Consider the following 16864-nt stretch of genomic DNA (forward strand, 5'->3'; position numbering starts at 1 on the left):
TATCGGCTGCGGACCGTGGGTGGCCGATCGCGCAGTTCCCCGCGCCCCTTTGGGGCGCTGACCCGCATCGTTGGCGTCTCAGAAGCTGTGTGCTGCCGGACGTTCCTTCGGCGCCGCCGCCAGAGCCTCGGTGATCTCCGCGACGCCGGCCCTCAGCCCGTAGACGGGGGTGGCGGGCTGCTGGCGCCAGGAGTCGTCGATGCCGCCGGCGTCGACGGTGTCGAAGCCCAGCTCGTCGATGAGCTCGCGGACCAGCCGCTTGGCGGCCTCGCCGTCGCCGGCCACCGGCAGCGCGATCCGCTCGGGGTCACCCTGCGGGCGTGGCCGGTCGAGCAGGTCCTGCGCGTACGTACCGTTGAAGGCCTTGATCACCGGGTGGCCGATGTGCTGCTCGGTCCAGCGGCTCTCGGTGAGCCCCTCCTCGATCGCGGCGATCCGGCCGTCGCGCTCCTTGGGGTAGTAGTTCCCGGTGTCGATGACGACGAAGCCGTCGGCCGCGCCGTCGAGGAACCCCTTGGGCAGGTCGGGGACGTTCTTCAACGGGATGGTGACGACCACGATCCGGGCGCCGTCGGCGGCTTCCTCGACGGTGACCGGGGTGGCGCCGGTCTCCTCGGCGAGGGCGGTCAGGGTCTGCGGGCCGCGGGAGTTGGCGACGGCCACCTCGTGGCCGAGCGCGGTGAGGCGGCGGGTGAGGTTGCCGCCGATGTTGCCCGCGCCGATGATGCCGATCTTCATGGAACTACCTTCCGGAGATGGTGCGTTGGCAGTTCAGGCAACCGGCGGGACCACGGGCCTATTCCGGCCCGGCACCGGTGGCGCACCGCGCGAGCGGACCCGCGCCACCGGTACCGCTCGGGTCACTTGTTCAGCGAGGCCCAGAACTCCTCGAAGGAGAGCTTGCCGTCGCCGTTGGCGTCCTTGGCCTTGATGATGGCCTGGGCCACTGTCTCGGTGACGTGGTAGTCGCCCAGCTGCGCCATGACCGCCTTGTACTCGCTCGCCGTGACGCGTCCGTCACCGTCGATGTCGAGCTTCGCGAACGCCTTGCGCGCCTCTTCGATGTCCGCCACTGGGTCCACCCCTTTGTTGGTGCTACTGCTTGGTGCTTTTCTGACGCCGGTCAGATTAGCCGCCCAGGTGCGCGCGCAGCGCGGCGGCCAGCCATTGGAAGGCGGCCGCCGCGCTGGGCGACGGCTCGTACCCGTTGACGATGGCGAGCAGCTGGAAGTAGCGCTCGACGCGCAGGTCGGGGCTGACCCCGAGCCGGTCGAGCAGGGCCGCCCGGTCGGCGCCCTGGCCGAGGAGTTCGCTCAGCAGCGCGTCCGCCTCGGGGCTCTCGGGCGCGATGCCCCGCTCCTGGGCCCCGCCGGCCAGCAGGGCGATCTTCTTCGCGAAGGCCAGGTAGGCCTGTGGTTCGCGCGAACGCTCCCGGAAGCTCTCGGAGTTCGCCTCGGCCATCCGCCGCACCAGCGCCCGGAAGTCGTCGTCCTCGACCAGTTCGGCCAGCTCGATCCAGGCGTCGACCTGTCGCGGGGTCGGATCGTCGGGCAGCTCCGCGGCCACCCCCCTCACCCGGGCGTGGAAGTGCGCGTTGGTGTCGTCGAGACCGGCGAACACGTCGTCGGTGAAGTCGTCGATGATCTGCTTGCGCTCGCGCGCGGAGAGCCGGGCCAACGTGTTCATGAGTGTCATCTCCTCGTGGTCGGACTGCCTCAGTGCGATGGTCGACAGGACGGCGCGGCTCACCCTGAGCGCGCGGATCTGGGCGTCGAGGGCCGCGACGTGGGCCGCGGCGACCTCGGCGACCGTGATCTCGCGGGCGAGCACGCGGCGTACGTCGTCCAGGGACAGCCCCAATTCCCGCAGGGTGCGCACCAGCTCCAGGCGGGCCACGGACCCGGCGTCGTACAGCCGGTAGCCGCCGTGGCTGCGGCCGAGCGGCGGCAGGGCGCCGATGTCGGACCAGTACCGGATGGTGCGCACGGCCATTCCGGTACGGCGGGCGAGCTGCCCGATGGTGAAGGTTTCCGGGCCGTCGTCGATCATGTTGATGAGTGTGCGGTTTCCAGTGGGTGGAGACTCAAGGGCCGCCGGGACGAGAACGGAAATGACATGAGTGAGACGCTCGGCGACATTCTGGCGGCCGCGGCCGGTGGCCGGTTCCCGCCGATGGATGGCGGTACGACCGTGGTGGCGCAGCCGAACCCGCGTGATGCGGGCGTCCTCGCGTTCACCGCGCACTCGGTGGTCTTCCTGGACGAGGACGAGGACTGGATCAGGGCCACCTTGGCCCGGACGGACGCCGACCCGCTCGGCGCCTCGATGAACCCCGGGTTCCTGGCCGCCCTGATGGCCCGCACCGGCCGCTCGATGAACTGCGTCGACCTGCTGACCTGCGCCCCCGCGCTGCCCGGCGAACCCCCGATCGCGCTGACCGAGATCGAGGACCGGGAGCATCCGAGGGTGGCGCGGGCGTGGAAGTTCCGTGACGAGGTGAGGGTCTGGGCGGCGGACGGCGGCGTCCTGGTGCTCGGCCGGGGAGTCGCGGGCCGCTGGGAGGCCGCCGTCGAGCTGGACGAATCCGCCCGCGGCCAGCGACTCGGCGTCCAACTCGCCCTGGCCGCACGGCACTTGGTGCCCGGGCCGGTACTGTGGGCGCAGCAGTCGCCCGGGAACGCGCGCAGCGTGCGGACGTTCCAGGCCGCGGGGTTCAGGCCGATGGGCTCGGAAGCGCTGCTCCTGGCGCACTGAGCGGGCGGCCCGGACGGGCCTGACTGTTCGGCATACACGGAGGAGTGTTTTCCGCCCCACAAAGAGGAATTCGCGCCAAATCCACGTCGCCACTTCCTCACGCTCAGCCACTGACGGATAACTTCATGCTGTCGCCGCCACACCGGGAGCACAGGGCCCCCAGGGACTAGCGGCGCTGGGGCGATACAGCTGTGACCATCACAACTGAAGCATTCACCGTGCAGCCCTTCACGCGAAGTTGCCACCACATATGGGACGAGGGCGATCACGTCCTCATCGGTGTGAGTCCGGGAAACAGCTACTTCAGCGCCGGCCGCATCACCGACCTCGTCCGCTGGGCTTCGGCACGGTTCACCCGCATCGACATCGTGTACGCCGACCTCCACGTCGCCGAGTTGTTCAGCGCGCTCGGGTACGACCAGGACCACGCGGCACGGCGTGCGGCCAAGGAGCTCAAAGCGGTGCGCCGCCGGATCGTGCGCGGCGTCGAGGAGGCGGGGCCGCCAGGGACGCAGGTCGGGGTGCACGGGCTCTCGGAGTTCGCCCGGAACCCGGTGTACGAGCTGCTGCACCGCAGGGTGCGCCACTTCCTGGCGACCGACCCGGCCTTCCGGGCCGGCTGCGAACGGATGGCCGGGCACTTCCTGTCCACCAAGGCCGGCGAACCGGCCGCGAGCGCGGAGCAGCTCGCCGCCTGCCTCGACTACATCGCGGCGGAGCTCCCCTTCTTCCTGGACACCCCGGGCATCCTCGGCGTCCCCTCGTCGGTGTCGTGCTACCACGCGCCGATCCCGCTGACCGAGCTGCTCTACGCGAAGGGCGGCGGACTGCGCGCCTCCCGCAATCAGGCCCACGCCGTCGTGCGTCCGGAAGGAATCGCCGCATGAGCGCCGAGCCCGTACTCGACTTCCCGCTCTCACGCCGGGGTGACGTGCTGCCCGAGGAGTGCGCGTGGCTGCGCGAGAAGCGGCCGGTGGCCCGGGTGCGTACGCTCACCGGCGACGAGGCCTGGCTGGTGAGCAGTCACGCGCTGGCCAAACAGGTCCTGGAGGACGGGCGGTTCAGCCTCAAGGACACCGCGGGCGAGGGCGTCCCGCGCCAGTACGCGCTGACGATCCCGCCCGAGGTCGTCAACAACATGGGCAACATCAACAGCGCGGGGCTGCGCTCCGCCGTGATGAAGTCCCTGAATCCGCGCACGGACGGTCTCGCCGACTGGCTGCGCGCGCGGGCCGGCGAGTTCGTCGACGCGCTGCGCGCCGAGGGCCCGCCCGCGGACCTGCGGGCCGGGTTCGCCGACCCCTTCTCTGCGGCGCTGCACTGCAAGGTCGTCGGGGCGCCGTTCGAGGACTGGCGCCGGCTGATGTCGGGCCTGGACGTGGCCTTCATGACCAGCGCGCACACCTTCGAGGGGGCCGGGCTCAACTGGTACAAGGACCTCGGCTACATGGTGGACCGGCTCAACTCGCCCGACCTCGACCCCGACAGCCTGCTCGGCCGGCTCGCGGCGCTGCGCCAGGACCAGGAGTCCGCCCACCTCACCGACGAGATGCTGGCCACCGTCGCGGTCTCGTTGTTCGGGGCGGGCGCGGTCTCCACCTCCGCGTTCCTGACCCTCGCGATCCTCGCCCTGCTCCAGCACCCGGACCTCGCCGGTTACCTGCGCGAGCATCCGGAGCGCATGGGCCGGGCCGTCGACGAGCTGCTGCGCTGGAACCTCTCCATCGGCGACGGGCTGCCCCGGCTCGCCGTCGAGGACGTCCCGCTGGGCCAAGTCCTCATCAAGAAGGGGGAGTTGGTGCTCGTCCTGGTGGAGGGCGCGAACTTCGACCCGGAGGTCTTCACCGATCCCGAGCGCCTCGACCTGGAGCGGGAGCACAACCCACATCTGTCGTTCGGCGCCGGGCGGCACTTCTGTCCGGCCACGGGGCTTGGCCGGCTGCACGCCGAGACGGCCCTCGCGGTCCTGGTGGACCGGCTTCCCGGGTTGCGCCTGGCGGTCCCGACCGAGCAACTGGTGTGGCGCACGGGCTTCATCAAGCGCCTGCCGGAGCGCCTGCCGGTGCTGTGGTGAGCTGACCGGCCGTGCCCGGGACCGGTCGGGGTCCCGGGCGCGCGGTGGTCAGCGGAAGACGCCGGTGTGGCCGAGCGAGTACCGGCCGGGCTGGGGGTAGACGGCGAGTCCGTGCGGGCCCGAGCCGACGGGGATGCGGGCCAGTTCCTTGCCGGTGGCGGTGTCGATGGCGTACACCTCGGCGTTGTAGCGGCCGGACAGCCAGAGCACCTTGCCGTCGGCGGACACTCCGCCCATGTCGGGGCTGCCGCCCTCCGGCAGCTCCCACTTCTTCGTCAGTTTGTTCTTGGTGAAGTCGAAGATGGAGATGGTGCCCTCGCCGCGGTTGGAGATGTACATCTCCTTGGAGTCGCGGCTGACGTAGAGGCCGTGACAGCCCTTACCGGTGGGCATCAGGGTGGGCTTGTTGAACTTGTCGCCGTCCAGCACCCACATGCCGTGCGCCATCATGTCGGCGATGTAGAAGGTCTTGCCGTCCGGGGACATCTTCACGTCCTGCGGCATCGCCCCTTCGAACGGAAGCTTCTGCTGGCCGACGATCTGCATCTTCTCGGTGTCGACCTTCAGGAGCTCGCCGGAGAACTCGCAGGAGACGATGAAGTACCGGCCGTCCATGGAGAAGTCCGCGTGGTTGACGCCCGCACAGGTCACCGGGACGGTCTTGGCCCGGTTCAGCGTCACCGGATCCCGGAAGACCAGCTCGCGGTCCTTCGAGGCCATCACGACGGCGTACTTGCCGTTGGGCGTGAAGTAGAGGTTGTACGGGTCCGAGACCTGGACGGTGCGCCCGGTCCTGCCGGTGGCCGGGTCGATGGCGGTGAGCGAGTCGCCGAGGTCGTTGTTGACCCAGAGCGTCTTCATGTCCCAGGAGGGCACGACGTGCTGCGGCTGGCGGCCGACCTGGATGGTCTCGATGACCTTGTACGAGGCCGGATCGATGACGGAGACCGTGTTGGAATTGGTGTTGGGCACGTAGACGCGCGGCAGGAAGTTCTTGACCGCCGGCTGGAGGGCGTTGGGGCGGTCGGCCGCGTAGGCGTCCTTGGGGTCGAGTACGGGCGGCATCCCGGGCAGGCCCTGCGGCACGGTCTTCTTGACGACCGCGGGCCGTTCCGCGGGCTTGGTGCCGAGCGCCTCGTCCTTCTTGTCGGCACCCGATCCGCAGCCGGCGAGGGCTGCGAGCAGGACTGCCGAGAGCAGCGCGGTGGTCCTCTTCGATACGGTCGGCATCAGATCAGCAGCTCCGTGGTCGTGACCGCGCGCAGTCGGCGGCGATCCAGTTCGGCGAGTAGGGCGGGTAGCGCGGTGACCGTGTCCGCATAGCCGAAGTGCAGGCTCACCACCGATCCGTTACGGATCTGCCCGGTGACGTTGCGGATCACGGCCGAGGCGCCGGGCGAGGTGAAGTCGAGGGAGTCAACGTCGTACGACAGGACGTGCGGGTACCCCGCCCGCCGGGCCAGCGTCTGCACGAGCGGTGTCGCGTACTGGGCGCGCGAGGGCCTGAACCAGGTCCCGATGGAGCCGGTGAGCCGGCGCAGCCGGTCCGCGCAGCCGGTGATCTCGGCGTAGGCCTGCGCCTCGTCCATGGCGGAGATGTCGATGTGGTGCTGGGTGTGGTTGCCGAGTTCGTGCCCGCCGTCGAGGATGCGGCGGGCCATCGCGGGCTGCTCGTCCAGCCAGCTGCCGACGGCGAGGACGGTGACGCGGGCGCCGGCCTTCTCGGCCTCGGTGAGCAGAGTCGTGGCGATCTTGGGGTCGCCCTGGCCGTGGAAGGTGAGCGCGACCTGGGGGCGGGTGGTGGGTCCACTGCTGATCTGGACCGGCTGTCCGGGGAAGGCGCGGGGAGCCGGGGCCGGCCGGTGGGCTCCGGGTCGGGCGGGAGCGGTGGCCGCGGCGGAGGTGGACGGGGTCGGCTTCGAGGATGCGGGCGGCTGATCGCCGGCCTTGTCGCCGGAACAGCCTGCCGCGAACGCTCCCACGACGGCCGCGCCGGCCCCGGCCCGCAGCGCGCTGCGGCGGTCGACCGCGCGGGGTGATGGATTCAGCACATGGACATTTAAGTGCGCCAAGGGGCCGAAGATAATGATTGACCCGGTTCAGGACGTTTGCGGGTCGCGCCCGCGACAGGCCGGTGCACACACAGCCAGTTCACCGATTCACTCGACTTCCCCCATAGTTGTTCATGGTTTGGAAGGTGCGTGGTCTAGCTCACCTACGATTCACAGCTAAACTATGCAGGTTTGCTGCCATATGTCCCATTGATGACTTTTGATGATGCGCCGCCCATCTGTCATAGTCGGAGCCACGACCCCCATTGACCCGGGCCAGGTCGTCTTCAGTCGTCGTGGATCACACCCCCCCAGATCCACGGCGCTCCACCGAAGCCCCCCGCGGCGCCGCATCCGGCAGCCAGGGGGCTTCTGTGATTCTCCGTACGGCGCCCTCAACGGTCGGCGACGCGCATCTCGAACCAGGTGGTCTTGCCGCGCGGCAGCAGGTCCACGCCCCAGCGGTCGGAGAGCTTGTCGACCAGGAAGAGGCCGCGGCCGCTGATGTCCAGCTCGTGCACCGGCATCAGACAGGGCAGCCCGCGCGAGGGGTCGCGGACCTCGATCCGGATCCAGCCCCGGCGGCGCAGCATGCGCAGGCCGAAGACCCGGGCCCCGGTGTGCCGCACCGCGTTGCCGACCAGTTCCGACACGAGCAGCACCGCGTGCTCGGCGAGCGTCGGCGAAAGCGCCCACTGGCGCAGGACGACGGACTGGGTGATGCGGCGAGCGGTGGCCGCCGACTCCGGACGGGACGGCAGCCGTACCTCTTCCTCCGTCGGGTTGCCGAACAACTCCAGCGCTTTCAGCGCCAGTTCATCATCGGCGGACGGCATGCACCGCGCCGCGGCCGCCGTGCCACGCCGCGCCGGTTGCTCCACACCCTCCAACCCCGCCATGCCACCATCATGGCGGCCCCGGGCGGCCTCCGGGGCCGTTCCGAAGGAATCGCGCCTGCGGAACCTGACGTTCCGGGGGCGCGATTTGGCATATGACGGGGGCAGCGGAGGGGCCTGCACACCTACCCTGACCTGCCATGACGTGATGCGTCCACTTGATCACCAAGCGTTCCGGTGGGGTTTTTCTTAAGGTGTACTTAAGGCTGCGCTAATCCCCCCACAGGGTGTACACACTGCCGCCACATGCACACCGCCCGTTGACCCGTGGCCCCAACTTCCTTCCGCTCAGAGGAACTTGGCCTTGCCCGGCCCCTCCTCGACAAAGCTGCGCATGCCGCGCGCGCGGTCCTCGGTCGCGAACAGGCCAGCGAACCAGTTGCGTTCGATGGCGAGCCCGGTGTCGATGTCCGTTTCCAGACCGGCGTCGATCGACTCCTTGGCGGCGCGCAGCGCGATGGCCGGTCCCTGCGCGAGCCGCGCGGCCCAGGCGACGGCCCGCTCGTACACCTCGGCGGCCGGCACCACCTGGTCCACCAGGCCGATGGCGAGCGCCTCCTCGGCCTTCACCTGCCGGCCCGTGAAGATGAGGTCCTTGGCCTTGGACGGGCCCACCAGACGGGCCAGGCGCTGGGTGCCGCCGGCGCCGGGGATGAGGCCGAGCAGGATCTCGGGCTGGCCCAGCTTGGCGTTGTCACCGGCGATGCGGATGTCGGCGCAGAGCGCCAACTCGCAGCCGCCGCCGAGCGCGTAGCCGGTGACGGCGGCCACGACGGGCTTGGGGATCCTGGCGACGGCGGTGAAGCTGTCCTGCAGCGCCCGGCCGCGTACGACCATCGCCGCGTGGTCCATGGCCTGCATCTCCTTGATGTCCGCGCCCGCCGCGAACAGCTTCTCGCCGCCGTACAGGACCACGGCCCGCACGTCGTCGCGCCGGGCCGCCTCCTCGGCGAGCTCGCGCAGCCGGTCCTGCATCGCGACGTCGAGGGCGTTCATCGGAGGCCGGTTCAGGCGGATGGTGGCGACGCCTTCGGAAACTTCGAGGTTCACAGTCATAGGAGGCAGGTTAACGGTCACTAACGACAGCGGACCCGACGCTGTGAGCAACAGCACCGGGTCCGTCGGACACTCGCGTCAGAGGTCTACTTCGTCCACTCCGACCACGGCAGGTTCCAGCCGTTGAGGCCGTTGTCCGGCTGGATGACCTTGTCCTTGGAGTTCTTCACGACGACCACGTCGCCGATCAGCGAGTTGTTGTAGAACCAGGCCGCCGGGGTGGACGGGTCGCCCGCACCCCGCGCGTCCTCCAGACCGACGCAGCCGTGGCTGGTGTTGGCCGAGCCGAACACCGACGGGTCGCCCCAGTAGTTGCCGTGGATGAAGGTACCCGAGCTCGACAGGCGCATGGCGTGCGGTACGTCCTTGATGTCGTACTCGCCGCCGAAGCCGACGGTGGCGCCGTTCATGCGGGTCACCTCGTACTTCTCACTGATCACCATCTGCCCGTTGTACGTGGTGTTCGCCGGGGAGCCCGCGCTGATCGGGATGGTCTTCAGGGGCTTGCCGTCGCGCTCCACCTTCATGGTGTGGGCGCTCGCGTCGACGGTGGAGACCTGGGAGCGGCCGATGGTGAAGTGGATCGTGCGGGTCTGCTTGCCGTAGACGCCGGGGCGGCCCTCGACGCCGTCCAGGTTGAGCTTGACGGTGACCTTGGTGCCGGGGGCCCAGTAGTTCTCGGGGCGGAAGTCGAGGCGGTCGTTGCCGAACCAGTGGCCCTCGACCGGAACGGACGGCTCGGCCGTCACGGTGATCGCCTTCTTCACCGCGTCCGGGTTGGTGATGCCCCGGCTGAAGTTGATGGAGACCGGCATGCCGACGCCGACGGTGGAACCGTCCTCGGGCACGTACTGGCCGATGAACGTGTTCGTCGGTACGAGCGTGGTGAAGGTCATGTCCTTCGCGGACTCGCGGCCCTTGGCGTCCTTGGCGACGGCGTGGACCTTGTACTGCGTCGCGGAGGCGAGGTGCTGGTCCGGGGTCCAGCCGAGGCCGTCCGCGGATATCTTCCCGCTGACCGCGTTGCCCTTGCTGTCGGCCACCGTGACGGCGGACAGCTTGCCCTTGTCGGCGGATATCTTCAGCGCGCCATTGGTCGCCACGTCCTTGGCGTTGTCCGCCGGCGTGATGGTGACCACGGCCTCGGAGGCCTTGGTGTCCCCGGCGGCCGCGCCGGCGCCGGTCTTGGCCTTGTCGCTGCCCGAGCCGTCACCTCCGCCGCACGCGGTCACCAGCAGCAGCAACGCCCCGAGTACCAGGGCCAGGAGCGCGGTGCCCTGCCGTCCGCGCCGTCCGGCTCCGGCCGGAACCCCCGAAATTGGCTGCCCGTTCACGACTGTTTCTCCCCTCGCACGGCGTGGCCCCGCCACCGCCCGTACTGAACTCACCCCCGCGCGCGTCCTCGCGCACGCACGGCGCTAGATAATCACACCGAACGGACCCCGATCGCCCCTTCAATGTCACCGTTCAGTCCCAACTCGTCCTGGAACTCTCAGGTGAAACACAGGAACCGTTCCCGGTTGGTTAACCGGGAACGGTCAAGGGCCGTGCGTTCAAGCAATCCGGGAAAGCCGGGGAATGCGGGGGATCTCGGAGGTCCGGGAACTCGGGGAATCCGAGAACTCGAAGGGATTGGGAGGTTTCGGGGAAGGGCGTTCAGGAGATCGCGGAGCCGGCCTTCCACCTGTTCCAGTCGAGGTTCCAGCCGCTGAGCCCGTTGTCGGGAGCGACCTCGCGCTCACGGGAGTTGACGACCTGCACCACGTCGCCGATGAGGGTGCGGTCGAAGAACCAGCCCGCCGGGGTGTCGGAGCTGCCGCCCTTCACATCGCGCAGGCCCACACAGCCATGGCTGGTGTTGGTGTTGCCGAACGTGTTGGCCGGCGCCCAGTAGTTGCCGTGCAGGAAGGTGCCCGAGCTGGTGAGCCGGATGGCGTGCGGGACGTCCGGGATGTCGTACTCACCGCCGAAACCGACGGTCCGGCTGTTCATCCGGGTCACGTCGAACATGTCGGTGACGACCATCTTCCCGTTGTACGTGGTGTTCTTCGGCGACCCCGCGGAGATCGGCAGCGTGGACACCAGCTCGCCGTTGCGCCGCACCTCCATGGTGTGCGCCTCCGCGTCGACGAGGGACTCCTGGTCGCGCCCGATGGTGAAGCCGATCGTCTTGTCCTGGATGCCGTAGACGCCGGGTGCGGCCACCACGTCGCGCAGACGCATGTCGACGGTGACCCGGGTGCCGGGCTTCCAGTACTCGCGCGGCCTGAAGTCGATCCGGTCGGAGCCGAACCAGTGGCCCTTCACCTCCACCGGGGGCTGCGCGGTGACCTTGATGGCGCGCTCGACGGCGGCCCGGTCCTTGATCGCCTGGTTGAAGCTGAAGGAAACGATCATGCCGACGCCCACCGTGGAACGGTTCTCCGGCTTGAAGTACCCGATGAAACGGTGTTCGGGCACATAGGTGGTGAAGCTGGTGTGGCGCGCCTGACGGCGGCCGTGGCCGTCGAGCGCCACGCTGTCCACCGTGTACGCGGCCGCCAGTTGGAGCGCCGTGCCGCTCGGGGTCCAGGTCAGCCCGTCCGCGGAGATCTTCCCCGGCACCTCCTCGGGCTGCGCGTCCTCCGTCTTCATCACCTTGACGCGTTCCAGGCGCCCGCTGGGCACCCGCACCTCCAGCTTCCCGTCCGCCTTGACTCCCTTGGCCCCGTCGTCCGGGGTCACCAGGATCGCTTCTTGCGGGGTCAACGCCTTGCCCCCGATGTCGCCGAGGTCCAGGCTGCCGCCCGAGCACCCGGTAAGGCCGGTCACCAGGACCGCCGTCAGTCCTGCCCATGCCAGGGCGGCGGCCGCGCCCGCCCCTGCCCGCTTCAGTACGTCTCTCACGACCGACCCAACGACCGCCCCCCGCCGGGGGAAACGTGAGTACGAGGGCTGTTGCGGGCAGAACAGGTGCAGGAACACGCCTGGGGAGCCGCGGCCGGGACGCCGCGCGCTCGGCCGGGCGCCGAGCCGCGGGAGGCCGTCAGGTGTCGAGCGCAGCCGAGCAGGAGGCAGTGCGGGGTGCCGCGAGGAGCGCGGCCGCCGCGCGGGGACGCGGCCACCGGGGTGAACCGGGGGCCCTGCGCCCACCTGTCTGGCCGGGCGCGCCGACCCCGCTTGGGGCGCGCTTCCGGGTCGGCCCGGACGGCGTGGCGGGCACCAACTTCGCGCTGTGGGCGGGCGGCGCCGAGGCGGTCGAGGTGTGCCTGTTCGACCCGTTGGGCGGCGAAACCCGGCTCGCCCTGACCGAGCTGACCCATGAGATCTGGCACGGCTTCGTCCCCGGGGTGCGGCCGGGCCAGCGGTACGGCTTCAGGGTGCACGGGCGCTGGGACCCCTGGACGGGCGCCCGCTGGAACCCGGCGAAGCTGCTCCTCGACCCGTACGCGCGGGCCGTGGACGGCGACTTCACGCTGCCCCCCGAGGTGTACGGGCACGTCCGCGACTGGCCGCAGCAGCAGGTCGCCGACACCGTACGCGACGACCGCGACTCGGCGCCGCACGTTCCCAAGGGCGTGGTCGTCCAGGACGACGACGACTGGGCGGACGACCACCGCCCCAAGACGCCCTGGTCCGACTCGGTCATCTACGAGCTGCATGTACGCGGCTTCACCCGGTTGCACCCGGAGATCCCCGAGCCACTGCGCGGCACCTACGCCGGCCTCGCGCACCCGGCGGCCCTGGAGCACCTGGTGCGTCTGGGAGTGACGGCGGTCGAGCTGCTCCCGGTGCACCAGTTCGCGCACGAGGACCATTTGCTGCGCCGCGGGCTCCGAAACTACTGGGGCTACAACTCGATCGGGTACTTCGCGCCGCACGCCGCCTATTCGGCGTCCGGGACCTCCGGGCAGCAGGTCGGCGAGTTCAAGCGGATGGTGCGGGCCCTGCACGGCGCCGGCATCGAGGTCATCCTCGACGTGGTCTACAACCACACGGCCGAGGCGGGCGAGCTCGGGCCGACGCTGTCCCTGCGCGGCATCGACAACCGCGGCTACTACCGCCTGCCGTCCGACGCGCGCCGGTACGCCGACTACACGGGCTGCGGCAACACCCTCCATGTGGTCCAGCCCCAGGTGCTGCGGCTCATCACGGATTCACTGCGCTACTGGGTGACCGAGATGGGGGTGGACGGCTTCCGCTTCGACCTGGCCGCGGCCCTCGCCCGCTCCATGCACGACGTGGACATGCTGTCGCCGTTCCTGGCCGTGATCGCCCAGGACCCGGTGCTACGCCGGGTGAAACTGATCGCCGAACCGTGGGACGTCGGTAACGGCGGCTACCAGGTGGGCTCCTTCCCGCCCCTGTGGACCGAGTGGAACGACCGCTACCGGGACGCCGTGCGGGACTTCTGGCGGGGCGCGCTGCCGGACGTGCGCGACCTCGGCTACCGGCTCTCGGGCTCCAGCGACCTGTACGCCTGGGGCGGCCGACGGCCGTACGCGTCGATCAACTTCGTGACCGCGCACGACGGTTTCACGCTGCGCGACCTGGTGTCGTACGAGCGCAAGCACAACGAGGCGAACGGAGAGGGCAACCGCGACGGCACCCACGACAACCGGTCGTGGAACTGCGGGGTGGAGGGCGAGACGGACGACCCCCGGGTCAACGCGCTGCGGCGCAGGCAGCTGCGGAACCTGCTCACCACCCTGCTGGTGTCGACGGGGGTGCCGATGCTGGTCGCGGGCGACGAGATGGGCCGCACTCAGGGCGGCAACAACAACGCGTACTGCCAGGACGGGGAGGTCAGCTGGGTCGACTGGTCGCTCCTGGAGAAGCCGGGGCCGCGCGGGCTGCTTGAACTGGCCACCCGGCTGGTCGAGTTGCGGCACCGCCATCCGGTGCTGCGCCGCAGGGCCTTCTTCTCCGGACGCCCGCAGGCCGCGGACGGGCTGCGGGACCTGGCCTGGTTCACCGCGCGGGGCAAGGAGATGACCGAGCAGGACTGGTACGCGCCGGCCTCGACGCTCGGCCTGTACCTGTCCGGCCGCGACATCCCGGGGCGCGACGCGCGGGGCGCCCCGGTGACCGACGACAGCTTCCTGATCCTGCTGCACTCGGCGGACCGCCCGGCGAGCTGTGTGCTGCCGGGGCCGCCGTGGGCCGGGGCGTACGAGGTCGTCGTGGACACCTCGGAGGAGGAGCAGGGCGCCCCGCCGGGCCGGACCCACCGGGGCGGCGAAACGGTGACGCTACCGGCGCGGGCGATGCTGGTACTGAAGGTGACCGGGTAGGCCGGGGCCGGTTCCCGGCCTGCTGGCTGACGTGCTGGGTGCTCACTTGCCGGGCGCTTGGCGCTGGGTACCGCCCTGATGGTCTGCTCCCCCCTTGCTCCCTCGCCTCCGACCGCGAGCCCGAGCATGGCCTGCGAGGGGGAACCTCCACCCGCCCCTCCACCCGTGGGCCGATCCGCTCCACCCGCCCTGCCTGGGACCGTTGAACGTGCCGAAGCCATCGGGGGTTCACTCTTCGGCGAAGGGAAGTGGTGCGTCATGAGCGGCGACATCGACCTGGCCATCCGGATCACCATGTACGCCTGGCTCGCCTGCGAACTGGTGCTCCAGGTCCGCCAGTTGCTGAGCAGCTCGCCCACCGAGCGCACCGAGTGGCGCAGCCTGCTGCTGTTCGTGGCGCTGACAGGGGCGGCCTCCTGGGCGGCCCACCCGGTCGCCCGTGCCGCGCCCGCGCTCGACTACTCGACCACCTCGCCCGCGGCCCGCGTGGCCGTGCTGCTCTTCGTCTGGGCCGGGATGGGCCTGCGGCTGTGGGCCATCGTCACCCTGGGCCGCTTCTTCCGCGGCACGGTCCACGTCCAGCGGGACCACCAGGTCGTGCGGTCGGGGCCCTACCGCTGGGTGCGCCATCCCGCCTACAGCGGCATCCTGCTTGCGGGCCTCGCCCTCGGGGTCACCTTCGACAACGCGGCGGCCCTCCTCGTCTTCGCGGCGGGCGGCGCGATGGCCGTGGGCTACCGCATCCACGTCGAGGAGAGGTTCCTCTCGCGGGCGCTGGGCAGCGCCTACACGGAGTACGCGGCCGTCACCCGCAGGCTGATACCCGGCGTGTGGTGAGGCGGGGCCGGTGTCCGGCGGCTAGCCGAGGATCTTCCGGTCGTAGGCCACCGCCACCGCGGCGGCCCGGTCCTTGACGCCCAACTTGCCGTAGATATGCGTCAGATGGGTCTTCACCGTCGCCTCGCTGATGAACAGGGCGCGGGCGATCTCCCGGTTGGGGGTGCCCTTGGAGACCAGTTCCAGCACTTCTCGCTCGCGGGCCGAGAGCGGTTCGCCGACGGGGGCGGCGGGGGTGCGGACCGCCGTGACGAGGCGGGAGGCGACCGCCGGGGAGAGCACCGTGCGGCCCGCGGCGGCCGCCCGCACCGCGGTGAACAGCTCCTCGCGCGGGGCGTCCTTGAGGAGGTAGCCGGTGGCACCGGCCTCGATCGCGGGCAGGGTGTCCGAGTCGGTGTCGTACGTGGTGAGGACGAGGACCTTGGAGCGCAGGCCGCGCCGGGTGAGCTCGGCGATCGCGGCCACTCCCCCGCCGCCGGGCATCCGCAGGTCCATCAGGACGACGTCCGGGTCGAGTTGCTGGGCGAGGTCGACGCCCTCGACGCCGTTGGCGGCTTCGCCGAGGACTTCGAAGCCGTCGGCCGAGGCGAACATGCCGCGCAGGCCGTCCCGTACAACGGGGTGGTCGTCGCAGATCAGGAGGGTGATGGTGGCGTCAGTCATGGGGGACCAACGGTACGCGGGCGGAGACGGCGGTGCCATGACCGGGCTCGGATTCCACCGTGACACCGCCGGCGATGCGTTCGGCGCGGGCGCGCATGCCGTCGAGGCCGAAACCTCCGGAGCCGGAGCGCGCCGGAAGGTCCAGCGGGTCGAAGCCCCGGCCGTCGTCGCGGACGTCGAGAGAGACCTCGTCGCCCATGAAGGACAGGGTGACGCCGATCCGGGAGGCGTGGGCGTGGCGGCCCGCGTTGGCGAGGGCCTCCTGGGCGATGCGGAGCAGGGTGGCCTCGATCTCTTCGTGGAGTTGCACGGCGGTGCCGGTCACGGTGAAGTCGGCGCGCACCGCGTGCCGGGTGCCCCATTCGGCGACGGTCTTCTTCAACGCCTCGTGCAGGAGGTCGTGTTCGAGGTCGAGGGGGCTGAGGTTCTGGACCGAGCGACGGGCCTCGCCGAGGCTGTGGCGGGCCAGCGACTGGGCGCTGGCGAGGTGTTCGCGGACGAGGTGGGGGTCGGTGCTGCCGGCGACGACCTGGAGCTGGGCGATGATGCCGGCAAGACCCTGCGCGATGGTGTCGTGGATCTCGGCGGCGAGCCGGCGGCGCTCGTCGGCGACGCCCGCCTCGCGTGCCTGGAGCAGGAGTTGGGCGTGCAGTGCGGCGTTCTCGTCGAGGGCCTGCTGGAGGCGGGCGTTGGTGGTCTCCAGCTCGGCGATGGTCGCGATCTGCACGCGGGTGCGTTCGTCCTCCTGCGCGGCGAGGTGCCCGAACACGGTGAGGAGCACGGCGTTGATGACGAGCACCGCGCCGAACACGACCCACCCCATCGAGCCCTTGGGCGGCAGGCCGCCGGACTGGGAGCCCGCCATCGTGACCGCGGTCGCGAACAGGCCGACCTTGACCCAGCGCCGGGGCAGCAGCGCCTGGGCGCCGAAGTAGCCGATGACGGCGTAGAAGGCGAAGAACGGGTTGAGCCAGGTCAGGGCGAAGCCGACGCCCCAGCGCAGGACGTAGTAGACGACCGCGGGGGCGCCCGGTCCGGGGTACCTGCGGCGCAGCCGGCCCCAACAGAGCTGGAGCAGCACGGCGCCGCCGACGAGGGCCAGGGCGGCCCAGCGGTCGGCGGTGCTCATCAGCAGGTCGGCGGTGGCGGCGGCCGCGAGGCCGCCGACGAAGAGGAGACCGTAGGGCCCCCAGCGGTGGAAGACCGCCCAGCGCTCTTCCACCAGGTCCAAATTCGTGGTGCTCACCCCGTCGCTCATGG

General features: G+C 70.5%; 16 protein-coding genes. 5 read left to right on the top strand and 11 right to left on the bottom strand.

Annotation, left to right across the window (positions count from 1 at the left end; all coding sequences use genetic code 11):
• Nucleotides 1–78: 78 nt before the first annotated feature.
• The 3 genes from OG522_RS11760 to OG522_RS11770 form a co-directional block, all read right to left on the bottom strand.
• Nucleotides 79–738 carry an NADPH-dependent F420 reductase gene (locus tag OG522_RS11760; protein ID WP_443074686.1) on the bottom strand — a complete coding sequence of 220 codons (660 nt, stop codon included), beginning with the start codon at nucleotides 736–738 and terminating at the stop codon, nucleotides 79–81.
• 122 nt (nucleotides 739–860) lie between these two features.
• Nucleotides 861–1073: an EF-hand domain-containing protein gene (locus OG522_RS11765; protein WP_329462910.1), complete on the bottom strand. Its 213-nt coding sequence runs from the start codon at nucleotides 1071–1073 to the stop codon at nucleotides 861–863.
• A 55-nt stretch (nucleotides 1074–1128) separates the two neighbouring features.
• Nucleotides 1129–2049 carry a helix-turn-helix domain-containing protein gene (locus OG522_RS11770; protein WP_329462911.1) on the bottom strand — a complete coding sequence of 307 codons (921 nt, stop codon included), beginning with the start codon at nucleotides 2047–2049 and terminating at the stop codon, nucleotides 1129–1131.
• A 66-nt stretch (nucleotides 2050–2115) separates the two neighbouring features.
• Between OG522_RS11770 and OG522_RS11775 the strand changes: the two genes are divergently transcribed.
• The 3 genes from OG522_RS11775 (at nucleotide 2116) to OG522_RS11785 (ending at nucleotide 4828) form a co-directional block, all read left to right on the top strand.
• Complete coding sequence (locus OG522_RS11775; protein WP_329462912.1) at nucleotides 2116–2754, top strand: GNAT family N-acetyltransferase; 639 nt, start codon at nucleotides 2116–2118, stop codon at nucleotides 2752–2754.
• A 191-nt stretch (nucleotides 2755–2945) separates the two neighbouring features.
• A complete protein-coding gene (locus OG522_RS11780; protein WP_329462913.1) occupies nucleotides 2946–3641 on the top strand; it encodes a tRNA-dependent cyclodipeptide synthase in 696 nt (231 codons plus the stop codon).
• A complete protein-coding gene (locus tag OG522_RS11785; RefSeq protein WP_329462914.1) occupies nucleotides 3638–4828 on the top strand; it encodes a cytochrome P450 in 1191 nt (396 codons plus the stop codon). The genes OG522_RS11780 and OG522_RS11785 overlap by 4 nt, the downstream gene beginning before the upstream one ends.
• Before the next feature lie 48 nt (nucleotides 4829–4876).
• Here the strand turns inward: OG522_RS11785 and OG522_RS11790 are convergent, their stop codons facing one another.
• From OG522_RS11790 to OG522_RS11815, 6 genes are all read right to left on the bottom strand, one after another.
• Entirely contained in the window at nucleotides 4877–6058 is a 1182-nt protein-coding gene (locus OG522_RS11790; RefSeq protein ID WP_329462915.1) for a YncE family protein, read from the bottom strand.
• Nucleotides 6058–6876: a polysaccharide deacetylase family protein gene (locus OG522_RS11795; RefSeq protein ID WP_329467551.1), complete on the bottom strand. Its 819-nt coding sequence runs from the start codon at nucleotides 6874–6876 to the stop codon at nucleotides 6058–6060. The genes OG522_RS11790 and OG522_RS11795 overlap by 1 nt, the downstream gene beginning before the upstream one ends.
• 398 nt (nucleotides 6877–7274) lie before the next feature.
• Nucleotides 7275–7778 carry an ATP-binding protein gene (locus tag OG522_RS11800; RefSeq protein WP_329462916.1) on the bottom strand — a complete coding sequence of 168 codons (504 nt, stop codon included), beginning with the start codon at nucleotides 7776–7778 and terminating at the stop codon, nucleotides 7275–7277.
• 285 nt (nucleotides 7779–8063) lie between these two features.
• Nucleotides 8064–8831 carry an enoyl-CoA hydratase/isomerase family protein gene (locus OG522_RS11805; RefSeq protein ID WP_329462917.1) on the bottom strand — a complete coding sequence of 256 codons (768 nt, stop codon included), beginning with the start codon at nucleotides 8829–8831 and terminating at the stop codon, nucleotides 8064–8066.
• A gap of 86 nt (nucleotides 8832–8917) precedes the next feature.
• Complete coding sequence (locus OG522_RS11810; protein ID WP_329462918.1) at nucleotides 8918–10165, bottom strand: L,D-transpeptidase; 1248 nt, start codon at nucleotides 10163–10165, stop codon at nucleotides 8918–8920.
• Between the two features lie 322 nt (nucleotides 10166–10487).
• Nucleotides 10488–11717: a L,D-transpeptidase gene (locus OG522_RS11815; RefSeq protein WP_329462919.1), complete on the bottom strand. Its 1230-nt coding sequence runs from the start codon at nucleotides 11715–11717 to the stop codon at nucleotides 10488–10490.
• Nucleotides 11718–11860: 143 nt separating this feature from the next.
• Here OG522_RS11815 and glgX point away from each other — a divergent pair, with 143 nt between their 5' ends.
• Together glgX and OG522_RS11825 are read left to right on the top strand one after the other, a co-directional pair.
• Nucleotides 11861–14104, top strand: a complete 2244-nt coding sequence (gene glgX / locus OG522_RS11820; RefSeq protein ID WP_329462920.1) for a glycogen debranching protein GlgX — start codon at nucleotides 11861–11863, stop codon at nucleotides 14102–14104.
• Between the two features lie 258 nt (nucleotides 14105–14362).
• Nucleotides 14363–14941: a methyltransferase family protein gene (locus tag OG522_RS11825; protein WP_329462921.1), complete on the top strand. Its 579-nt coding sequence runs from the start codon at nucleotides 14363–14365 to the stop codon at nucleotides 14939–14941.
• A gap of 21 nt (nucleotides 14942–14962) precedes the next feature.
• Here OG522_RS11825 and OG522_RS11830 read toward each other — a convergent pair whose 3' ends face one another.
• Entirely contained in the window at nucleotides 14963–15604 is a 642-nt protein-coding gene (locus tag OG522_RS11830; protein ID WP_329462922.1) for a response regulator transcription factor, read from the bottom strand.
• Nucleotides 15597–16862, bottom strand: a complete 1266-nt coding sequence (locus tag OG522_RS11835; protein ID WP_329467552.1) for a sensor histidine kinase — start codon at nucleotides 16860–16862, stop codon at nucleotides 15597–15599. Before OG522_RS11835 ends, OG522_RS11830 begins: the two co-directional genes overlap by 8 nt.
• Between the last annotated feature and the right edge of the window lie 2 nt (nucleotides 16863–16864).

Origin of the sequence: Streptomyces sp. NBC_01431 (genome assembly GCF_036231355.1) — a bacterium.
Taxonomy (GTDB): domain Bacteria; phylum Actinomycetota; class Actinomycetes; order Streptomycetales; family Streptomycetaceae; genus Streptomyces.

Excerpts from the sequence above, each read along its gene's own strand:
- OG522_RS11775 (WP_329462912.1), top strand. The coding sequence starts at position 2,116 with ATGAGTGAGACGCTCGGCGACATTCTGGCGGCCGCGGCCGGTGGCCGG.
- OG522_RS11835 (WP_329467552.1), bottom strand. The coding sequence starts at position 16,862 with ATGAGCGACGGGGTGAGCACCACGAATTTGGACCTGGTGGAAGAGCGC.
- OG522_RS11760 (WP_443074686.1), bottom strand. The coding sequence starts at position 738 with ATGAAGATCGGCATCATCGGCGCGGGCAACATCGGCGGCAACCTCACC.
- OG522_RS11785 (WP_329462914.1), top strand. The coding sequence starts at position 3,638 with ATGAGCGCCGAGCCCGTACTCGACTTCCCGCTCTCACGCCGGGGTGAC.
- OG522_RS11800 (WP_329462916.1), bottom strand. The coding sequence starts at position 7,778 with ATGGCGGGGTTGGAGGGTGTGGAGCAACCGGCGCGGCGTGGCACGGCG.
- OG522_RS11825 (WP_329462921.1), top strand. The coding sequence starts at position 14,363 with ATGAGCGGCGACATCGACCTGGCCATCCGGATCACCATGTACGCCTGG.
- OG522_RS11770 (WP_329462911.1), bottom strand. The coding sequence starts at position 2,049 with ATGATCGACGACGGCCCGGAAACCTTCACCATCGGGCAGCTCGCCCGC.
- OG522_RS11790 (WP_329462915.1), bottom strand. The coding sequence starts at position 6,058 with ATGCCGACCGTATCGAAGAGGACCACCGCGCTGCTCTCGGCAGTCCTG.
- OG522_RS11805 (WP_329462917.1), bottom strand. The coding sequence starts at position 8,831 with ATGACTGTGAACCTCGAAGTTTCCGAAGGCGTCGCCACCATCCGCCTG.
- OG522_RS11830 (WP_329462922.1), bottom strand. The coding sequence starts at position 15,604 with ATGACTGACGCCACCATCACCCTCCTGATCTGCGACGACCACCCCGTT.